This window comes from Allobosea sp. BH3 (genome assembly GCF_025499465.1).
Lineage (GTDB): Bacteria > Pseudomonadota > Alphaproteobacteria > Rhizobiales > Beijerinckiaceae > Allobosea.
In genome coordinates this window covers 249814-268339 of the sequence record NZ_JAIMCA010000006.1, presented here as the reverse complement: position 1 = coordinate 268339, position 18526 = coordinate 249814, and the positions used below count along the sequence as shown (strand labels likewise).

Genomic DNA, 18526 nt, shown 5'->3' with positions numbered 1-18526 from the left:
ATGGAAGGGCAACGGCTTCAGAATTGCCCCGTTGGATCCGGTGTCTTCGCTGGGGGAGAACCCCAGGAGGGTGCGGTCCGCATACAGTTGGACCGAATTCTGGCGAGCCCGGAGTTCAATGTCCCCGCACGGGTGCGACAGTTCCTGACCTATGTGGTCAATCAGACGCTCGCGGGCCACGCGGATCGCATCAAGGCTTACACCGTCGCGGTCGAGGTCTTCGGCCGGGACGCCAATTTCGACATCCAGAACGATCCCGTCGTCCGGATCGAGGCCGGGCGCCTCAGGCGCGCGCTCGAGCGCTATTATCTCCTTGCCGGAAGCGCGGACCCGGTCCTCGTCGAGATCCCGAAGGGGGGCTACGTCCCTCATTTTCATTGGCGGGAACTGCAGGCCAGGGCAGACGCGGCGGCTGAGCAACACGCTTCACCGGAGCAGAACCTCGCCGGAACTGCGAACGCCGACCTGAGGGGGGGCCGGACCACCTGGGTCGCCATCGCGGCAGCCGTGGCGGTCGCCGTGCCGCTGGTCTGGATGGCCGCTTGGTCGAAGCCTGGCAACCCCGTCAAGCCGGCGCAGCGCCCTGAGGGGCCTTCGCTGATCGTCAGGCCGTTCGCCAACCTTTCGGGGCAGCCGGAGGTCAACTTCTATGCGGCGGGCCTTGGGGAGGAGCTCCTGGCGCAACTCGCGCGGTTCAAGGAACTGACGGTGTTCGGACGGGAGACCTCGAGCGCCGTCTCGCCGAACGCTTCTGCCTCGGAGATCCGCAGCCGGTTCGGAAATCGCTACATCCTGGAGGGCGGCATTCGGCTCTCCGGGGGCAGGCTGCGGGTTACCAGCCGGGTCCTGGATTCGGAGACGTCCGCAATCCTCTGGTCGGGGACCTACGACTCCGATCCGCAGACCAGCAATATCGTCGAGATCGAGACGACGATCGCCGCGAAGGTCGCGACCGCGATCGCTCAGCCATACGGGATCATCTTCAGCGCGGCGCCGCTGCCGGCGCGGCCGGGGAGCGTGCAGAATCTCGAAACCTATCAATGCACCTATCGCTTCTATCGCTATCGCACCGTGCTGGACCGGCAGGAGCACGCAGCGACGCGCGAATGTCTCGAGCGCGTCATGGCGCTCTATCCGGATTACGCGACGGGCTGGGCGATGTTGTCCTTTCTGTATCTCGACGAGGATCGCTTCAGGCTGAACACGCGCCCGGGTTCGCCGGCGCCACGGGAGCGGGCACGCAGTGCCGCCGAGCGCGCCGTCCGCCTCGATCCCGAGAACATCCGCGCGCTTCAGGCGCAGATGACGGTTCTCTACTTCAGCCGTGAGCCCGTCGAGGCGCTTCGCATCGGTGCCCAGGCCCTGGCACTCAATCCGAACGACACCGAGCTGCTCGGCGAGTTCGGCAGCAGGGTGGCGCAGGCAGGCGACTGGCGGCGCGGAGCGGCCTTGCTCGAAGAGGCGATGGCGAGGAACCCCGGCCATTCGGACTATTATGTCGGGCTTCTCGCCCTGGCGGCCTATATGCAGGGCGAGGATGTGCGGGCCACCGAACTCATTCGCCGCGCCAATCTGCGTCGCTTTTCGATCTATCATTTCGTCGCCGCCCTGATTTTTACGCGGCAGGGTCTTCTGGACGAGGCTGCGCAGAGCCGCATCGAATTCCTGCGCCTGAGGCCGGGCTTCTTCGACGATTTCGACGGGGAGCTCGACAGCCGGAATTTCAACGCGAGGGACCGCGCCCTTCTGATCCGGGGCGCCATCGAGGCCGGCTTCCCGGTGCCGGCCAAGTTCGCTGCCGCATTGGACCGGCACTCCGGCTCCGATCTGGGGCCGAGGCGTAGCCAACCGTAACCTACTACCCCTCGGTCGTTCCCGGTCGTCATTTTTGCCGGAATGGAAGCCGGCAGAGATAAGAGGCCGCGTCGCCGGTGGCCTTCCGGGATCGTCAACACAGCTCCCGACTTTGCCGTCTCCACGGGGTTGGCCCGGGCATGTGCCCCGGACGGAGGCTCGAAGATTGCGATGGCTTTTAAAGCGCTCCTGCTCATCTCTGCCCTGCTGGCGTTAGCCGCGCAGGGAGCCCGGGCCCAGCCGGATTCCCTTCAGGGGGCATGGCTCGAGGAAGGGGAAATCTGCGCCGATGTTTTCATCGACAACGGCAAGGCGCTCGCCTTTCGCAGACCTGCAAGCGCATTTTCGGCGGCCTTCATGGTTCAGGGCCGGCAGCTGCTCACGCCGCTGGCACATTGCCGCATCGGCCGCATCAGCCAGCAAGGCGAACGACAGATCATGCAACTCAGCTGCACGACATCCATCTCGATCAACGCTGCTCGCGCGGTTTTCGCCTTGAGGCCGGATGGCGGCCTCAATCGCTACAGCGCTGCCGATGGAGGGATGGCCACCAGGTATCGACGCTGCACTTCGGAGGCATTGAAGGCACCGTAGCGCTGGGCCGCCGCGCACTCTCAGCGAGGCATTTGTCGCTCGTCAGATCGGGGGATCGCCATGTCCGCTCTCGTACATATCGTCGATGGTGACGCAGCATCCCAGGCTGGCATCGATCGCATGCTCAGGGCCTGCGGCTATCGGACCAAAGCCTATGTGAGCGCGGACGAGATACTGAGCCAGATACCGTCTGGCGAGGGCGCAGGCTGCATCGTCATGGATGCGCCGGCCCCCGACAGCTCCATTCCCGACCTGGTCAGCCTGTTCAGCAAGGCTGGCGTGAGCCTTCCGGTGATCTTCCTGGCCGACCGTGGCGATGTGCGGGCCGGCGTCAGGGCTATCAAGGCTGGGGCCGAGGATTTCTTCACGAAGCCGGTGGAGCGTGAAGAATTCATCGGAGCAGTGGATCGCGCCGTCCTGCGCCACCAGATCGCAAATGAACAGGAGAACTGGGTTCGTATGGCCCGCGCGCGGCTCGATCGACTGACCCGGCGCGAGCGGGAGGTCTTCGATCTCGTCGTTCGTGGCAAGATGAACAAGCAGGTCGCTTTCGAGATCGGGACCACCGAACGGACCGTGAAGGCTCATCGCCATGAGGTGATGAAGAAGATGCAGGTCCGCTCCGTCGTGGAACTCGTGACCTGTGCTGAGCGGCTCGGCCTGCTCCGGCCTGTCATTCCATAAACGAACCCAGGGCAGGAGCGCCGGAGGGTGCGGCGCGGGAATATCCGCGCACGGTTCTGAGATGGGGGATCGTGACGTGCGGGCTGCTCAACGCGTGCCGGGCGGGCTCAAGACACCGAAGGCCGCGGCCGTCGCCGGAATCCTGTTTTCGGTCCTGCTCCTGTCCGCGCTGGCTCTGGTTCTGCAGACGCTGCGACTGCATCCGCAGGATCCGGGGGATTGGGTCGGCGCTCAGTCCTGGAAGGTCGCCCTGGCCCTGAACCTGATCCCCTTCGCAGGGATCGCTTTCCTGTGGTTCATGGGGGTGCTGCGCGACAGGTTGGGTGAACAGGAGAACAGGCTGTTCGCGACGGTCTTCCTCGGCAGCGGGCTCCTTTTCGTCGGCATGCTGTTCGTTGCGGCTTCGGCCATCGGCGCGATCCTCATCACGCATGCCGCGCGGCCGGGTGAGCTACCCGGCTCGCTGACCTTCGCCCTGGCGAGAGCCTTCGCCTACAACCTCGCCAGCATCTACGCGATGAAGGTCGCGAGCGTCTTCCTGCTGACCGCCTCGACCATCGTCCTGCGCACCGGGATCACGGCGCGCTGGACGGCGATCGCCGGTTATGCGGCCGCGGCGGTCATTCTGCTCGGCAGCCACATGGTCGACTGGACTTTCCTCGTCTTCCCGTCCTGGGTGCTGATTGTCAGCTGCGACATCCTGCTGCGCGAATATCGGCGCGCCGGGCCGCCGGCCTGAGCGTCGCTCCCGCCGCAGTCGCTCTTCAGGGTTTGCGCTCCGAGAGCGCGCGCGCTGCGTCCTCGAGATCTTCGAAGGTCGGCGTCGCATCCGGGCCGTCGAAGAGTCCGGCGAGCCGCAGGATATCCCGCGGCTCCTTGTGCAGTTCCGCTAGCGCGAGGGTGATCCCGCGTTCGGCCAGTTCCGCTCGCAATTGCCGCAGCATCGCGGCCCCGGTCGAGTCGATCTGTGCGACGGCGCTGGCGTCGAGCACGAGCCAGGCCGTGCCGGCGGGCGCCTCTCCGGCGACGCTTTCGAAGCGCTCGCGGACATAGTCGGCGTTGAAGAAGAGGATGCTGCCCTGGACCATGAAGAGCACCATTCCCGGCAAGGGGGCGGCGGTCGCGGTCCGATGCAGCTTGTAGAAGCCCGGCCGGCTGGGAACGCGCCCGAGCAGGGCGTCACGCGGCCGCATCTCCTTGAGCAGGACATGCAGCAGCGTGCCGGCGATGGCGAGCACGACACCGCTCAGCACGCCGAGGCTGATGGCGCCCCACATGCTGATCAGCGCGAAGGCGAATTCCATGCGGCTGACGCGCCAGATCTCGCGAAAGCCCTGAATGTCGATCAGGCTCAGCGCGGCGAAGGCCAGGATCGCGCCCAGGGCCGGGTTGGGCAGCAGGCGCAGGGCGTCGTTCAGGAAGAGCAGGAGGCTGGTCAGCGCCAGGGCGGCGACCAGCCCCGCGACCTGCGAGCGGCCGCCAGCCGAGATGTTGATCGCGGTCCGTGAATCCGAAACCGTAACCGGGAAGCCGCTGAACAGGCCGGAAAAGACATTGGCGGCGCCCAGCCCGGAGAGCTCCCGATCCGCGTCGATCTCGAAACGCTCCCGCGCCCCGAAGCTGCGCGCCGCGACGAGCCCCGAACTGACGGCGACAAGCCAGATCGCGCTGGCGTCGAGCAGAAGGTCCGTCAGAGGTAACCGCGAGACGTCGGGGAGCGCGAGCTTCGGCATGCCGCTCGGCAGGCTGCCGATCACCTTCATGCCATGGCCCTGGAGGTCGAACAGGGCCGAGGCGAGGCCCGCGAGCACCACCACGACCAAAGGCCCAGGGATCGGTGAGCGCAGTCGCGCCAGCAGCACGAGCAGCCCGAACATCGCCCCGCCGAACAGCACGGACGGCCAATGGATCAGCTCCGCCTTCCTGAGGAGTTCGACGAGCGGCTCGATCAGCCCGTCCGCCTCGATGCGCACCCCGGTCAGGCGGCCGATCTGGCCGATCAGGATCGAGATCGAGATGCCGCTGATGAAGCCGATCAGGATCGGCCGCGACAGAAACGACGCGACGACGCCAAGCCCGAGCCGGCCCGCGACGATGCACATGACGCCGACCAACAGGGCCAGCGCCGCGGCGGCCGCGATGCGGTCCGCGGGGTTGCCGAGCGGCAGGTTGGCGAGCGCCGCGGCAAGCACCGTCATCGTCGCTGCATCGGGGCCGATCATCAGCTTGTGCGAGGGCCCGAACAGCGCATAGCCGACCAGCGGCACGATGCTGGCATAGAGCCCGACCTCGGCCGGCAGGCCGGCAATCGCTGGGTAGGCTATGGCGCTGGGAATGGCGACGGCAGCGACGGCGAGCCCAGCCGTCACGTCGCTACGCAGCCATTGCGGCCGGTATCCGCGCATGCCGCTCGGGACTGGCAATCGGTCCATCATGGCCTATCTCCCGGAGCTTCCTCGCTGCGTCAGCTCATGATCGAGCAAGCGCGGCCAGCTCCTTGCGAGCCTTGGCCGCGCGGGCGAGCGTGGCCGTCGGATCGAGCGTGCAGGCCGCCGCAGCCAGCCCTGCCGCGAACAGCGTCGGCCCGGAGACGCCGGCCCCCGCATTCTCCCGCGCATAGGCCAGCGCCATCGCGCGGTTGGTCCGGGCATCGTTGAGGTCGCCCAGCAAGTCCTGCAGGCGCACGAGCCCGGTAGCCAACCTGCGGCCCTCCTTGGCCCCGATCACCGGATGGAACGCCTCGACGGCATAGCGTAGCTTCTTGGCCTTGATCCTTATGCCATGCTGGCGGTCCGGGGCGTAGTTCTGCAGGCCGCGGCTTTCCTTGAGGAACACCTTCAGGCGCTTGCCCAGGCGGGCCCGCATGAAAACCGCGATGGGGCGATCCCGCAGCTGCGCGGTCTTGCTCGCGGTGGGTTCCGCGACCGACAACGCGCCGAGGCCTTCGACGAGACCGAGGCCGAAATTCAGCATCGCTGGCGATCGCAAGAAGGCCAGGACCTTCTCATGTTCGTCCTGTCTTCGGCGATCGAAGCTCTCGAACAGCGCATCGATGCCCGGCGCGTCCGGATTGCTGCGCCGCAGCGGCGCAAGCACCCGATCGCAGAAGACGTCGAGTTCGCGGGCGCCGCCGAGGAACTGACCAAATGATCGTAGATGGCCGCTCAGGGCCGCCGCTTCGGCGCCAAGGATCGGCTTCAGGAACCAGAGCAGGGCCCGCAATCGCCGAAGTCCGATGCGGGTCCGGTGCAGAGCGTCCTGCCCTCCGCCGGACGACAGCTGCGCGAGATCGTCGAGCAACGACGCGGCGCAAGCCCGGCAGATGCAGTCGGCAGCGGCACGGGTCGTCATCGCAGCCAAACGGTCGACGGCCGGATCGGCCGCCGGCTGGTCCGCTTCAGGAGGCAGCAGTCGGAAGCCCCTTTCGCCGGGCGGGCGCAGGGTCAGCGTGAGCGGCACGGACGAGCCGAGTTCCCGCGCAACCTCGAACAGCGCATCCGCTGCTCCGGAAACCAGCTCCAGCCGCAACTCGCAGATGCGCTCGACGGTGCCTTGCACCCTGATTGTTCCCTTGTCGAAGGTCGCCGCGATGCTGGAGCCGGCGCGCTCGATGGTGCAGGAGCGGCGGCGCATGCCGACGACGAAGACCGGCTTCAGCTTGTCCGCTCCCCCGTCACCGAGGATGCCGGCGAGCGGCGTGTCCGCGAGAGACGCATCGCCTGGGGCGTCGTCTTCGATCTCGGTCGTCGAGCGCCGGGTAGGAGCGAGCCCAGCCGCGCTCGCCAGTTCGATATCCTGGAAGTGCTTGCCGTCCTGCCTTCGAACGGAGAGGTGATAGCCGGCGCGGAGCAGCTTGCGGCGGCCGGTGTCGCAATAGACCGACCTCACCACCTTCGCGGAGCCCATCTGCGTCGCCCCGGTTGCCCGCAGGCGCCTCAGGAGCGGCGCTTGGTCTCCCTCGGCGCAGCGCAGCCAGAGTATCCCGGAGTCCGGCCCGGCAGCCCGGACCCGCTCAGGGAGGAGTGCCGAGGATTGATCCATAACTGCCAACGCCTGCATTCCGGCTACCCTAGGGTACAGTTCCTAGTTCTGCGGCGCCACCTTCTCCCAGCCCTTGTCCGGGTTGAAGCTACGGATGCGCGATGCGACGAGGCGCGTGTTGGCTCCCAGATCTTTCTGGTAGACCGTGCCCGCGTGATTGACGATGAAGCTCATGATGCCGGACCGGCCATGGCTCGCGGGGTAGGCGAGGGCGGCGAAGCCGCCGATCATGTTGCCGCCGGCGATATAATCGGCCTCGCCGCCGGTGGCCGCCGGGCCCTGCCGGCCGAGGATCTTGAAGTAATAGCCATGATAGGGCTGCCGTGTCTCGCTGGCCCTGTAGCCTTCGGATGCCGCGCCGGCGGCGAGCTCGCCGAGCGGGCTCTGCTCCGCACCCGGCGCGGTCGGCCAGTATAGTCCGTCCTGCTTGCCGGACTGACTGACGATCCGCTGCGCATAGAGGCCCGGATTGCGGCCGTCATGTCCCTTTGCCGCGTATTCGAACTGGGCATCGGCAATGGCCAGAAGGGTCTGGATGGCGTCGAGCTCGTTCCTGCCGATCCGGCGGGCGAGGATCTCCCGCCGCCCCTGCTCCATGGCGAATTTCCAGCCGCCACGCGCACGGACCATCGGGATCGGAAACGGAAACTGATCCTGACCGACCAGTAGTGTTGCCGTCCGGTCCGTCTCGACGATCGAATGCCGGGCATCGAAGGCCGCGACGAAGCGCTGGCGATCGCCGGCATCGCGGACCTTGTCTCCCGAGGAGAGGATGTCGCGCGCGGACAGTCCGAGGATCGAATAGACGCGAGAGGGCTCGTCGCCGCGCACGGCTTGCGCGAGCGCTGCGGCGGCCTTCTCGGGAGACTGGAACGATTGCTGCGCCCATGCTGCGGACGACGCCAGGCAGAGCCCGGCCGCGGCCCCGCAAAGCAGACGAACGAGCAGACGCATTGCTGGCCATGCCATCATCATCGAACTGCATCCTCAGTCGCGAGCCATCCGGGCAGGGGGCGGGAGCGCTTCAATTTCCGGGCTTTCCCGCCGGAATCCGCGAGCCCGAAGCCTGCCAACCGTCCAAGGTCTGAAAGCGAACGCCGATCATGCGGTAGTCGACCCGCAGATACCCGTCCGCGCCGCGATGCACCGCCCAGGGCGCGACGCCTTGCACCTCCTGGGCGATCACCCCGACATAGCTTACGGCGGAGCCGTTATAGGCGAAGCGGTAGAAGCCGAGCCCGTTGTCCAGATGCCCCAGCAGCACGACGTCGTGCTTGAGCTGGATGTCGGAGCGGCGCCCGCCACCACCGCCCCCACGACCACCGCCCCCACGACCGCCGCCGCCTCCGACACGGCCTCCTCCTCCGCCACCCATTGCGCGCGCGCCGCCTCCGCCGCCTGCATGCATCGCGCGCCCTCCGCCGCCGGGCGACCGAGCCATGCTCGCATGCCCGCGTTGGGATTGCAGGTTGGCGGCACGGCCGGACTGCATGCTGAAGGCGCTGTCGCGCGACGGTCCTGGGCGGTTCGCGCCGGGATTGGGACGGTTCGGTCTGGTCGCCGCCCGTGGTTGGCCGGAGCCGCCGCCCGGCCGCGCGCGATCTCCGCCAGGTCGGTCGGGCCGCTGGCCGGCACTGGGGCGATCACCCCCGGGACGATCCGGCCTGTTGCCGGCACCTGGGCGATCTCCGCCCGGCCGATCGGGTCGGGCGCCGGCGCCAGGGCGATCGCCCGGCCTTTGATCCGGCCGGGCGATGCCTGCTCCCGCGCCGCCGCGGTCACCGTCCGGCCGCAGGACCTGCCCGCCGTCGCGTCCGCGGAAATCCATCCGGCCCTCGCTGCCGGCCCGAATGTTATTGTTCGAGAATTTCTGCCGGACCGCATCGTTGCGATACTGGACGCCGTGGCGATGCTGGGAGTTGTGCTCCCAATGCGACACGCGATTGCGGTCGATATTGATGTTGTTGTTGTTCCAGTTGACGTTGCCGCCCCAGTAATTGCCGTTGTTCCAGCGCCCGAGCGCGTAGGCTGCGCCGAAGGCGAGGCCCGTCGCGATGACGCCGGTCGCGATATATCCCGGCGCCGGGAAGTAATAGGGTGGGTAGGCGGGGTAGGGCCACGAGCCATAGACCACGGCCGGGTCGTAATAGGGCACGTAGACCGTGCTCGGATTGGTAGGCTCGATCAAGATCGTCTGCTTTCCGCTGTCCTGCCGGACGGTGACCTTCTGCTGTGCGCCGGTGGAGAGTTTCTTGGTCTCGTAGGCCCGCGACCGCATCCGCTGGATGCCGTCCATGACATCGGGCTGCTGGGCCAGCACCGCATCGCCGAGCTTCTGCGTCCAGTCGAGGTTCTTGCTCATCATCTCCAGGACCGGTGGAGTGGCGACGAGGGATTTCACGCTCGTATCCCAGGGCTGCTTCTCGGCTACTGCTTTGAGTTCGTCGCCCTTCAGCTTCTTGTTCGCCGCCAGCCATCGATCCGCCTGTACCACCTCGAGCGGATAGGTCGAGGCCATCAGAACCTGGGCCAGCAGATCGTCCGGGTAGAGCGCGATCGGCGCAACGAGCGCATCGAGTTCGGGGCCGGACAGAGGCGGCTGCGTCTGGCTTGCCGGAGCGGCCGCTGGGGGCTGAGGTTGCGGCTGTGAAGGAGCCGGCACGGTCTGCGCCAGCGCGTGGGACACCATGCTGCCGACGACGACGCTGGCGAGCATAAATCGCAGATGCATGGGCTTACCTCGCAACGGCTTCGAAGCCACGCCGGACGTCGAAATGACAATTACCTACCCGTGACCGACCTCCGGGCCGACGCAGCCCGATCGGCCTCTTGCTGCCGCCGAAAGGCCTGCATGTTCTCCTGGCCTGCGCGCATGGCCTCGGTCATCCGTCCGTCGACCATCATGTCATGGTTCTGGTGAAGAACATCCATCATGCACCCCTGCGTTTGATTGCAGGCGAAGGCGGTTTGCTGGCTGACGGGACCGAGAATCCATGCCGCTACAGATAGACCTCCGAGGGTGATTGTTCTGAGCATTGTCTGAACTCCGACGAGGCGCGGCTGAGCGCGGACGACATTGATGGTTCCAGAGCGCTATCGGGCGCTCGCGGCGCGCATCGACCAGCGATTTTAGTCGAAACTGCGCCGCGCGAACCTGTCCTCAAGGACAATACGTTGCCGCTCCGGCTTGTGTTGAACTCCGCTGCCATAGGGTGGTGCGCCCCCGATCCGGGCGAAGCGGGGCACACCCGCAGCACGCGAGCTGCAGGGAAGGATTCAAGATGGCCTCTCCAGTCCAGGAATCGCGCTCCATCGACCACTTCTTCTCAGCTCCCTCCGGCCGAACCGACCGCTGGCGGGATCTGCATGCCATGGCGCGTTCCTGGTCGAATGGGGCAAAGAGCCGCGCCGCTGTCGAGGCTGCGTTTCAGGAACTTGGCGTCATCGAGGAGTTTCATGCTTTCCCGGGCGCGGACCTTCTCGCAGCCCTGCGGAGCCTCCTAGAGAACGATGACGCCAGCGGGTTCCTCTCGCTCGCCAAGCGCATCTCGCTCGCGATCATCACGGGCAACTACAAGCATGACTCGAAGGAATGGCAGTCGGCCGACCTTTCGCTCGCCGAGCCGGTCGACATCATGCCGTCGTCGCTGGGAGAGGGCGCGGGGCATCGCCCGTATTTCGAGATGCTGGCCGTCACACCTGCTCCGACGGGGCGCTGGCCGCATTTGGCCGCCGAGTTTCGTCGTCTGAGGCGCCCCGAGGATGCCTTCGTCTACGAAACGGTGCTGGTCGGAAGCTTGGAGGATGCCGTCTGCGCGGCGGTGCTGAACCCCAATATCGCCGCGGTCGCCATCTATGAGGGCTTCGCGCTCAGGTCCCGGCACGACGCCCCGATCCTGCGTAGCGTGCTCGCCACGCAGCAGCCACTGCTCGGCAGCGGGGACGAGGCGGATCTGGCCCTGCGCCTTGCCGCGGGCCTGAAGGCGATCCGGCCAGAGCTCGACATCTACCTGCTCTCGGACCGGCGCGTCGAGAAGCTCGCGGGCGACCCGCGAGCAGCCATGATCCGGCGCGTCATGTACCAGATCGAGGAGCCGCTCGAGCTGCATCTGTCGGTGCTGGAGGGCATCAAGGCGCGCTACGACACGCCCTTCTTCGACAATCTCAAGCTCTATGCGCAAAGGCCGATCGGCACCTTCCACGCGCTGCCGATCGCGCGCGGCAAGTCGGTGTTCCGCTCGCCCTGGATCCGCGACATGGGCCAGTTCTACGGCATCAATCTCTTCCTCGCGGAGAGCAGCGCCACGACGGGCGGCTTGGACAGCCTGCTGGAGCCTACCGGCAACATCAAGCGCGCCCAGGAGATGGCGGCGCGCGCCTTTGGCGCCGACCACGTCTTCTTCGTCACCAACGGCACCAGCACCTCGAACAAGATGGTGCTGCAGGCGCTGATCGCGCCCGGCGATATCGTTATCCTCGATCGCAACTGCCACAAATCACACCACTACGGGCTGGTGCTGAGCGGCGCGCAGCCCTTCTATGTCGAAGCCTTCCCGATGGTCGAATTCTCGATGTACGGGGCGGTGCCACTGCGCACCATCAAGAAGGCTCTGCTCGACCTGAAGGCGGAGGGCCGGCTCGACCGCGTCAAGATGGTCGACCTGACCAACTGCACCTTCGACGGCCACATCTACAATACCCGCCGCGTGATGGAGGAATGCCTCGCCATCAAGCCGGACCTCATCTTCCTCTGGGACGAGGCCTGGTTTGGCTTCGCGCGCTGGTCGCCCTTCCTGCGGCCACGTACGGCCATGGGCGCGGCCGCCGATATCGAAGCTTGGATGGCGAGCCCGGAAGCGCTCGCGCAATACGAAAAGCAGCAGAAGGAACTCGGCGCTGCGCCCTCCGCCGAGAAGCTCCTGAACACGCGCCTCCTGCCCGATCCGCGGGCGGTTCGGCTGCGCGTCTACCAGACCAACTCGACCCACAAGTCGATGTCGGCGATCCGGCAGGGCTCGATGGTGCTGGTCAGGGATGTCGATTTCCACAAGGTCGAGGCGCAGTTCCACGAGGCGGTCTTCACCCATGCCTCGACCAGCCCGAACCAGCAGCTCATCGCCAGCCTCGATGTCGCGCGCCGGCAGATGGAGCTCGAGGGCTACGGGCTCGTGATGAACGCGATCGAGATCGCACTCGACATCAGGCGCGAGGTTGCGACGCATCCGTTGATCTCGAAATATTTCAAGGTCGTCGGTGCGGACGGAATGGTGCCGCAGAAATATCGCAGCAGCGGCTTCGTCGATTTCCTCGCACCCGACACGCATTGGGACGACCAGCTCCGCAGCATGCGCGAGGATGAGTTCTGCCTCGATCCGACCAGGATGACACTGGTCTGCGGCACGGCAGGCTTCGACGGCACCTCGTTCAAGGGCCTGCTGGCGTCGCAATACAACATCCAGGTCAACAAGACCTCGCGCAACTCCGTGCTGCTGCAGTCCAACATCAACAACACCCGCAGCGATGTCGCCTTGCTCATCAGCGTCCTGCTCAAGATCAGCAACGAGATCGAGGAGCGCCTGCGCCATGGCGGCGAGGCGGAGCGCAAGACGTTCGAGGCGCGCGTGCACAGTCTGATGAACGACGTGCCCGACCTTCCGGACTTCAGCCGCTTCGATGAAGCCTTTCGTGGCGACGCCGGCAAGACGACGCCGGAGGGCGACATGCGCACCGCCTTCTTCGCGGCCTATGCGGAGGAGAAATGCGAGTACGTGCCGATCAACAGCCCGGAATGCGACCGCCGCCTCGATAAGGGCCCGGCGCTGATCTCCGCAAATTTCGTCATCCCGTACCCGCCCGGCTTCCCGATCCTAGTGCCGGGGCAGGTCGTGACGCATGAGACGATCACCTTCATGCGCAAGCTCGATGTGAAGGAGATCCACGGATACGAGAAGGCGAGGGGCCTCAAATTGCTGAGGCCGGACGCGCTTGCCGGAAAGCAGGAACCGGTTTCCGACAAGAGCCAGAAGAAATCGCGGGCGGCGTAACCGGAAGCCTCAGACGATCGTAAGAAAAAGGGGATTGGAATGTTCGACTGGTTCGTTTCGACCCTGAGAAGCTATCCCGAGATTGCGCTCTTCCTGTCGTTGGCGGTCGGATACTATGTCGGCGGCTTCTCCTATAAGGGCTTCAGCCTCGGCGCCGTCACCTCGACCCTGATCGCCGCTGTCGTCATCGGACAGCTCGGCATCACGATCTCCTCGAACGTCAAATCGACCTTCTTCCTGCTCTTCCTCTTCGCAGTCGGCTATGGCGTCGGGCCGCAATTCGTGCGCGGCATCGCCAAGGACGGCGCGCCGCAAGCGGTGTTCGCTGTGGTCGTCACCGCGTTCTGCCTCGCCATTCCCGTCATCATAGCCAAATTTGCCGGATACCATCCGGGCTATGCCGCCGGTCTCTATGCCGGATCGCAGACGATTTCGGCCTCGATGGGTCTCGCGACGGACGCGATCAACCGCCTCGGTCTTTCGGCCGAGCAGACCAAGGAATATCTCGATGCGATGCCGGTCGCCTATGCGGTGACCTACATCTTCGGGACCGTCGGCTCTGCGGTCGTACTCGCCCTGCTCGGGCCCAAGCTGCTCGGTATTGATCTCGCCCAGGCCTGTAAGGACTACGAGGCGCGGCTCGGAGGCGGCAAGGAGATTGGTGGGCCCGGCTCCGTCTGGCGGCGTTTCGAGTTGCGTGCCTATCGGCTGCGCGAGGGCGCCAAAGTCGCCGGCATGCGCGCCGGCGATGCCGAAGCGCTGGTGACCGATGCGCGCGTCTTCGTCGAGCGAATACGCCGCGATGGGGTGATCGAGGATGCGACCGCGGACACGATCCTGCGGGAAGGGGACATCGTCGCCCTCGCCGGTCCGCGCGAGACGCTGGTCAACCTGATCGGCCAGAATGCCGACGAGGTCGAGGACCCCGAACTGCTCGACCTGAAGGCCGAAGGCGTCGACATCTACGTCACGAGCAAGGCGGTGGACGGCAAGACGCTGGCCGAACTCTCCCATATGCCGACGGCCCGCGGAGTCTTCCTCCGCAAGATCGTTCGCGGTGCGACTGCCGTCAGCATCCCGATCCTGCCCGACACCACGATCCATCGCGGCGATATCCTGACGGTCGTTGGCCGTACCAAGGACGTGGCCGCGGTCGCGAAGGTGCTTGGTCATCGCGATCAGGTGAGCGACGTCGCCGACGTCGCGTTCATCGGCGGTGCGATCACGCTCGGCGCGCTGATCGGCGCGCTCGTGTTCAAGGTGGGCGGCGTTCCGCTGACGCTGTCGACGGCAGGCGGCGCGCTGATATCCGGCCTCGTTTTCGGCTGGCTGCGCTCGGTTCATCCGACCTTCGGCCGCATCCCGAGTTCGACCGTCTGGTTCATGAATTCGGTCGGCCTCAACATGTTCATCGCCGTCGTCGGCATCTCGGCCGGCCCCGGCTTCGTCAAGGGCCTGCAGACGCAGGGTGTCGGTCTCTTCCTCTGGGGCGCGGTGGCGACCACCATCCCGCTGATCCTGGCGATGTTCGCCGGGAAATACGTGTTCCGGTTCGATCCGGCGATTCTGCTTGGCGCCTGCGCCGGAGCCCGCACCACGACGGCCGCACTCGGCATGATCTGCGAGACGGCGGGCAGCCAGGTGCCGGCGCTGGGCTACACGGTCACCTACGCTGTCGGAAACACGCTTCTGACCATCTGGGGCATGGTGATCATCATCCTGCTGACCTGACCAAGCGAGACGAAACCGTTCGATTTCCAGCTCATATCAGGGGTTTTCCATGGATCCTGTCACTCTGCGGAGCTTCGAGAAACTCAGCCCCTTCGAGATCAAGGACGAGCTCATCCGCCTCGCCAAGCTGACGGCGCAGACCTCCTCGATCGCGCTGCTCAATGCCGGACGCGGCAATCCGAACTGGGTGTCGACCACGCCACGAGAAGGCTTCTTCCTGCTCGGCCAGTTCGCGATCACCGAGAGCCGCCGCGTCATGAGCAAGCCCGCCGGCATCGGCGGCATGCCCAAGGCCGACGGCATCGCTGGGCGCCTGGAGGATTGGCTGTCGACGCACAAGGATTCGCCCGGCGCGACCTTCCTCAGCGACATGCTCGCCTTCGCCGTCAAGAAGTTCGACTTCAAGCCCGATGCCTTCGTCCACGAGCTGGTCGACTCGATCATCGGCGACAATTACCCGGTGCCGGACCGCATGCTGGTCCACAATGAGCGCATCGTGCATGAATATCTGATGTGGGCGATGTGCGGCGAGCCGCGTCCCTCGGGGCAGTTCGACCTCTATGCGGTCGAAGGCGGCACGGCGGCGATGTGCTACATCTTCAAGTCGCTCAAGGCCAACCGTCTGCTCAACCCAGGCGACACGATCGCGCTGGCGACGCCGATCTTCACGCCTTATCTCGAAATGCCTCATCTCGAGGACTACGGCCTCAACGTCGTCACGGTTGCCGCTCCGCAGGAGAACCGCTTCCAGTTCACCGACGCCGAGCTGAAGAAGCTCGAGGACCCGAAGGTCAAGGCCTTCTTCGTGGTCAATCCCGGCAACCCCTACGCGGTGGCCCTGAGCGAGGAAACGATCGGCAAGATCGTCACGCTGGTCCAGACCAAGCGTCCCGATCTCCTGCTGCTGACCGACGACGTCTATGGGACTTTCGTGAAGGGCTTCCGCGGCCTGCTCGGGGCGCTGCCGAAGAACACGATCGGCGTCTATTCCTACTCGAAATATTTCGGCTGCACCGGCTGGCGCCTCGGCGTCATCGCGATCCATCGCGAGAACATCTTCGACAAGGCGATCGCCAACCATCCCGACAAGGTCATGGCGGCGCTCGATAAGCGCTACGGCCCGCTGACGCTGAAGCCGCGTGAGATGAAGCTGATCGACCGCATCGTCGCCGATAGCCGCGACATTGCGCTCAACCACACTGCCGGCCTGTCGCTGCCCCAGCAGGTGATGATGACGCTCTTCTCGCTTTCCGAGATGTTGGATGAAGCCAAGCTCTACCAGAAGACCTGCATGGAGATCGTCAATAACCGGGCGCAGAAGATGATCGAAGGGCTCGGCATCGAGGTGCCGGAGAATGTCCTTCACGACCGCTACTACGGCCTGGTCGATTTCGAGTTCTGGGCCAACAAATACGTCGGCCCCGAGGTCGTCGCCTATATGAAGGAGCACGTCCACCCGCTCGACATCGTGTTCCGGCTGGCGGAAGACCACGGCATCGTGCTGCTCAACGGCGGCGGCTTCCATGCGCCTGACTGGTCGGTGCGCGTCTCCTTCGCCAACCTCGACGATGAGGTCTACAGCCAGATCGGCCGCGCGACCCGTGCCGTGGCGCGCGGATATCGTCAGGCCTTCGAGGCCTACAAGCTCGCGCTGTCGCAGGCGGCAAAGCCAGCGGCCGGCCGCGCATCCCAGCCGGCGCCGGCGGCCGGAGAGTAAGCGGCCTGGCGAGATGGATCCGCGGCGGAGCGGCCTGAAACATCTGGCGGATCGGGGATTGGCCCGATCCGTGGATTTCCTGCCTCGTCGGGGCGAGCCATGAGCTACGTCGCAAACGCGCTGCGTCAGAACCCGGAACTCGCGATCTTCCTCACCATTGCCGTTGGCTTTCTGATCGGCCGGGTGAAGCTCGGCAGCTTCAGCCTCGGCATCGTCGTCGGTTGTCTGCTGGCGGGAGTGTTGATCGGGCAGCTCGACATCAAGGTCTCGCCGCTGGTGAAGACTATCTTCTTCGACCTGTTCCTCTTCACCACCGGCTACAAGGTGGGCCCCCAATTCTTCCGCGCCCTGAAGCGGGACGCATTCCCGCAGATGGCATTGACCGTCGTCCTTTGCGTGGCCTGCCTGCTCACCGCGCTCGGCTTCGCGAAGCTGCTGAACTACGATATCGGCACGGCCGCCGGCCTGCTCGCCGGCGCTTTCTCGGAGTCGACGGTGATCGGCACGGCGGGTGAGGCCATTCAGCGCCTCGACCTGCCTCAGGCCGAGCGCACCGCCTTGATCAACAACATCCCCGTCGCCTACGCCGTGACCTACCTTGTCGGCACCGCATCCCTCGTCTGGTTTCTGCCGAAGATCGGGCCGAAGCTCATGGGCATAGACCTGAAGGAGGTGGCCGCTGAGGCGCGCTCCAAATCGGTGGGGACGGTCGCAGAGGTCGAAGGCGTGGTTTCGGCCGCGCGGCTTTTCGACGTCCGGGCTTATCGCGTCACCAATACCCGGCTCTTCGACCGGACGATCGGCGAGATCGAGACGATGCCCAAGGCGGCACGCGTCTACGTCCTGCGCGTCCGCAGCGGGGGCTCGCTGATCGAGCCAGCACCCGATCTCGTGATCCGTGAGGGCGATATCATCGCCGTCATGGCCCGGCAGGAAATCCATGCCGATCGCGGCGAGGTCATCGGTCCGGAAGTCAACGATCCAGGGCTGCTCGACATTCCGATCGAGACGCTCGACGTGGTCCTGACCAGTCGCGAGCTCGACGGACGCTCGCTGGCGCATCTGGCCAAGCAGGAGTTCGCCCGCGGAGTTTTCCTGTCGAGGCTCACGCGCGCGGGCATACCCATGCCGATCACGGCCGAAAGCCTGGTCAACCGTGGCGACGCCCTGTCCCTCGTCGGACCTATGCCTGCCGTCGAGCGGGCCGCTGTGGCGCTGGGCTATCCGGACAGGCGGACATCGGCGACGGACATGGTCTTCGTCGGCCTCGGCATCTTCCTCGGCGGACTGGTCGGCCTTCTGAGCGTCGTGGTCGGCGGTGTGCCGCTGACGCTGACTGCCAGCGGCGGCGCGCTGATCATGGGCCTTGTCTTCGGCTGGCTGAGGTCGATCTATCCCTTCTTCGGCCGCATCCCCGAGCCGGCGATCTGGATCTTCGATACCCTCGGCCTGTGCATGTTCATCGGCATCGTCGGCCTGGGCGCGGGACCGAGCTTCGTTGCCGGGTTGAAGGCGACTGGGCTCAGCCTGATCGTGGTCGGCCTCGTCGCAGCGCTGCTGCCGCACACGCTGGGCATCCTCTTCGGGCGATACGTTCTGAAGATGGATCCCCTGATCGTGCTCGGCGCCTGCGCCGGCGCTGGCACCATCACGGCAGCCCTCAGGGCGATCCAGGACGAGGCCCAGAGCAGCATTCCCGCTTTGGGCTATACGGTGCCCTATGCGATCGGCAATATTCTTCTGACGGCTTGGGGGCCGATTCTGGTCGCACTGATGGCCCTCTAAGACGACATCCAACGGGCTATGAGCGCCTGCGCAGGTCTCTCGTGAAACGGAGGGCAGTTTGAATAAATCCGCATCG

General features: G+C 65.7%; 12 protein-coding genes. 8 read left to right on the top strand and 4 right to left on the bottom strand.

Going from position 1 to position 18526, the window contains the following annotated elements; translation table 11 throughout:
* The first annotated feature begins 87 nt into the window (after nucleotides 1-87).
* From BoBH3_RS20920 to BoBH3_RS20905, 4 genes are all read left to right on the top strand, one after another.
* Nucleotides 88-1854: an adenylate cyclase gene (locus BoBH3_RS20920; RefSeq protein WP_262332794.1), complete on the top strand. Its 1767-nt coding sequence runs from the start codon at nucleotides 88-90 to the stop codon at nucleotides 1852-1854.
* Nucleotides 1855-2025: 171 nt separating this feature from the next.
* Complete coding sequence (locus BoBH3_RS20915) at nucleotides 2026-2448, top strand: hypothetical protein (RefSeq protein ID WP_262332793.1); 423 nt, start codon at nucleotides 2026-2028, stop codon at nucleotides 2446-2448.
* A 60-nt stretch (nucleotides 2449-2508) separates the two neighbouring features.
* Nucleotides 2509-3132 carry a response regulator transcription factor gene (locus BoBH3_RS20910; protein WP_262332792.1) on the top strand — a complete coding sequence of 208 codons (624 nt, stop codon included), beginning with the start codon at nucleotides 2509-2511 and terminating at the stop codon, nucleotides 3130-3132.
* A 76-nt stretch (nucleotides 3133-3208) separates the two neighbouring features.
* A complete protein-coding gene (locus tag BoBH3_RS20905; RefSeq protein ID WP_262332791.1) occupies nucleotides 3209-3871 on the top strand; it encodes a hypothetical protein in 663 nt (220 codons plus the stop codon).
* A 25-nt stretch (nucleotides 3872-3896) separates the two neighbouring features.
* Here BoBH3_RS20905 and BoBH3_RS20900 read toward each other — a convergent pair whose 3' ends face one another.
* From BoBH3_RS20900 to BoBH3_RS20885, 4 genes are all read right to left on the bottom strand, one after another.
* The gene (locus tag BoBH3_RS20900) at nucleotides 3897-5567 is read right to left on the bottom strand and encodes a SulP family inorganic anion transporter (protein WP_262332790.1); all 1671 of its coding nucleotides are present in this window, start codon (nucleotides 5565-5567) and stop codon (nucleotides 3897-3899) included.
* A gap of 34 nt (nucleotides 5568-5601) precedes the next feature.
* Nucleotides 5602-6765: a CYTH and CHAD domain-containing protein gene (locus BoBH3_RS20895; protein WP_262332789.1), complete on the bottom strand. Its 1164-nt coding sequence runs from the start codon at nucleotides 6763-6765 to the stop codon at nucleotides 5602-5604.
* Nucleotides 6766-7215: 450 nt separating this feature from the next.
* A complete protein-coding gene (locus BoBH3_RS20890; RefSeq protein WP_262332788.1) occupies nucleotides 7216-8127 on the bottom strand; it encodes a DUF2950 domain-containing protein in 912 nt (303 codons plus the stop codon).
* Between the two features lie 70 nt (nucleotides 8128-8197).
* Nucleotides 8198-9904, bottom strand: a complete 1707-nt coding sequence (locus BoBH3_RS20885; protein ID WP_262332787.1) for a DUF3300 domain-containing protein — start codon at nucleotides 9902-9904, stop codon at nucleotides 8198-8200.
* A gap of 550 nt (nucleotides 9905-10454) precedes the next feature.
* On the opposite strand from BoBH3_RS20885, the gene BoBH3_RS20880 reads away from it, so the two are divergent.
* From BoBH3_RS20880 to aspT (BoBH3_RS20865), 4 genes are all read left to right on the top strand, one after another.
* Nucleotides 10455-13217, top strand: coding sequence for an aminotransferase class I/II-fold pyridoxal phosphate-dependent enzyme (locus tag BoBH3_RS20880; protein ID WP_262332786.1), 2763 nt, complete (start codon nucleotides 10455-10457; stop codon nucleotides 13215-13217).
* A gap of 39 nt (nucleotides 13218-13256) precedes the next feature.
* Entirely contained in the window at nucleotides 13257-14948 is a 1692-nt protein-coding gene (aspT, locus tag BoBH3_RS20875; protein WP_262332785.1) for an aspartate-alanine antiporter, read from the top strand.
* Between the two features lie 49 nt (nucleotides 14949-14997).
* The gene (locus BoBH3_RS20870) at nucleotides 14998-16665 is read left to right on the top strand and encodes a bifunctional aspartate transaminase/aspartate 4-decarboxylase (RefSeq protein WP_262332784.1); all 1668 of its coding nucleotides are present in this window, start codon (nucleotides 14998-15000) and stop codon (nucleotides 16663-16665) included.
* 99 nt (nucleotides 16666-16764) lie between these two features.
* Nucleotides 16765-18450: an aspartate-alanine antiporter gene (gene aspT / locus BoBH3_RS20865; protein ID WP_262332783.1), complete on the top strand. Its 1686-nt coding sequence runs from the start codon at nucleotides 16765-16767 to the stop codon at nucleotides 18448-18450.
* The last annotated feature ends 76 nt before the right edge of the window (nucleotides 18451-18526 follow it).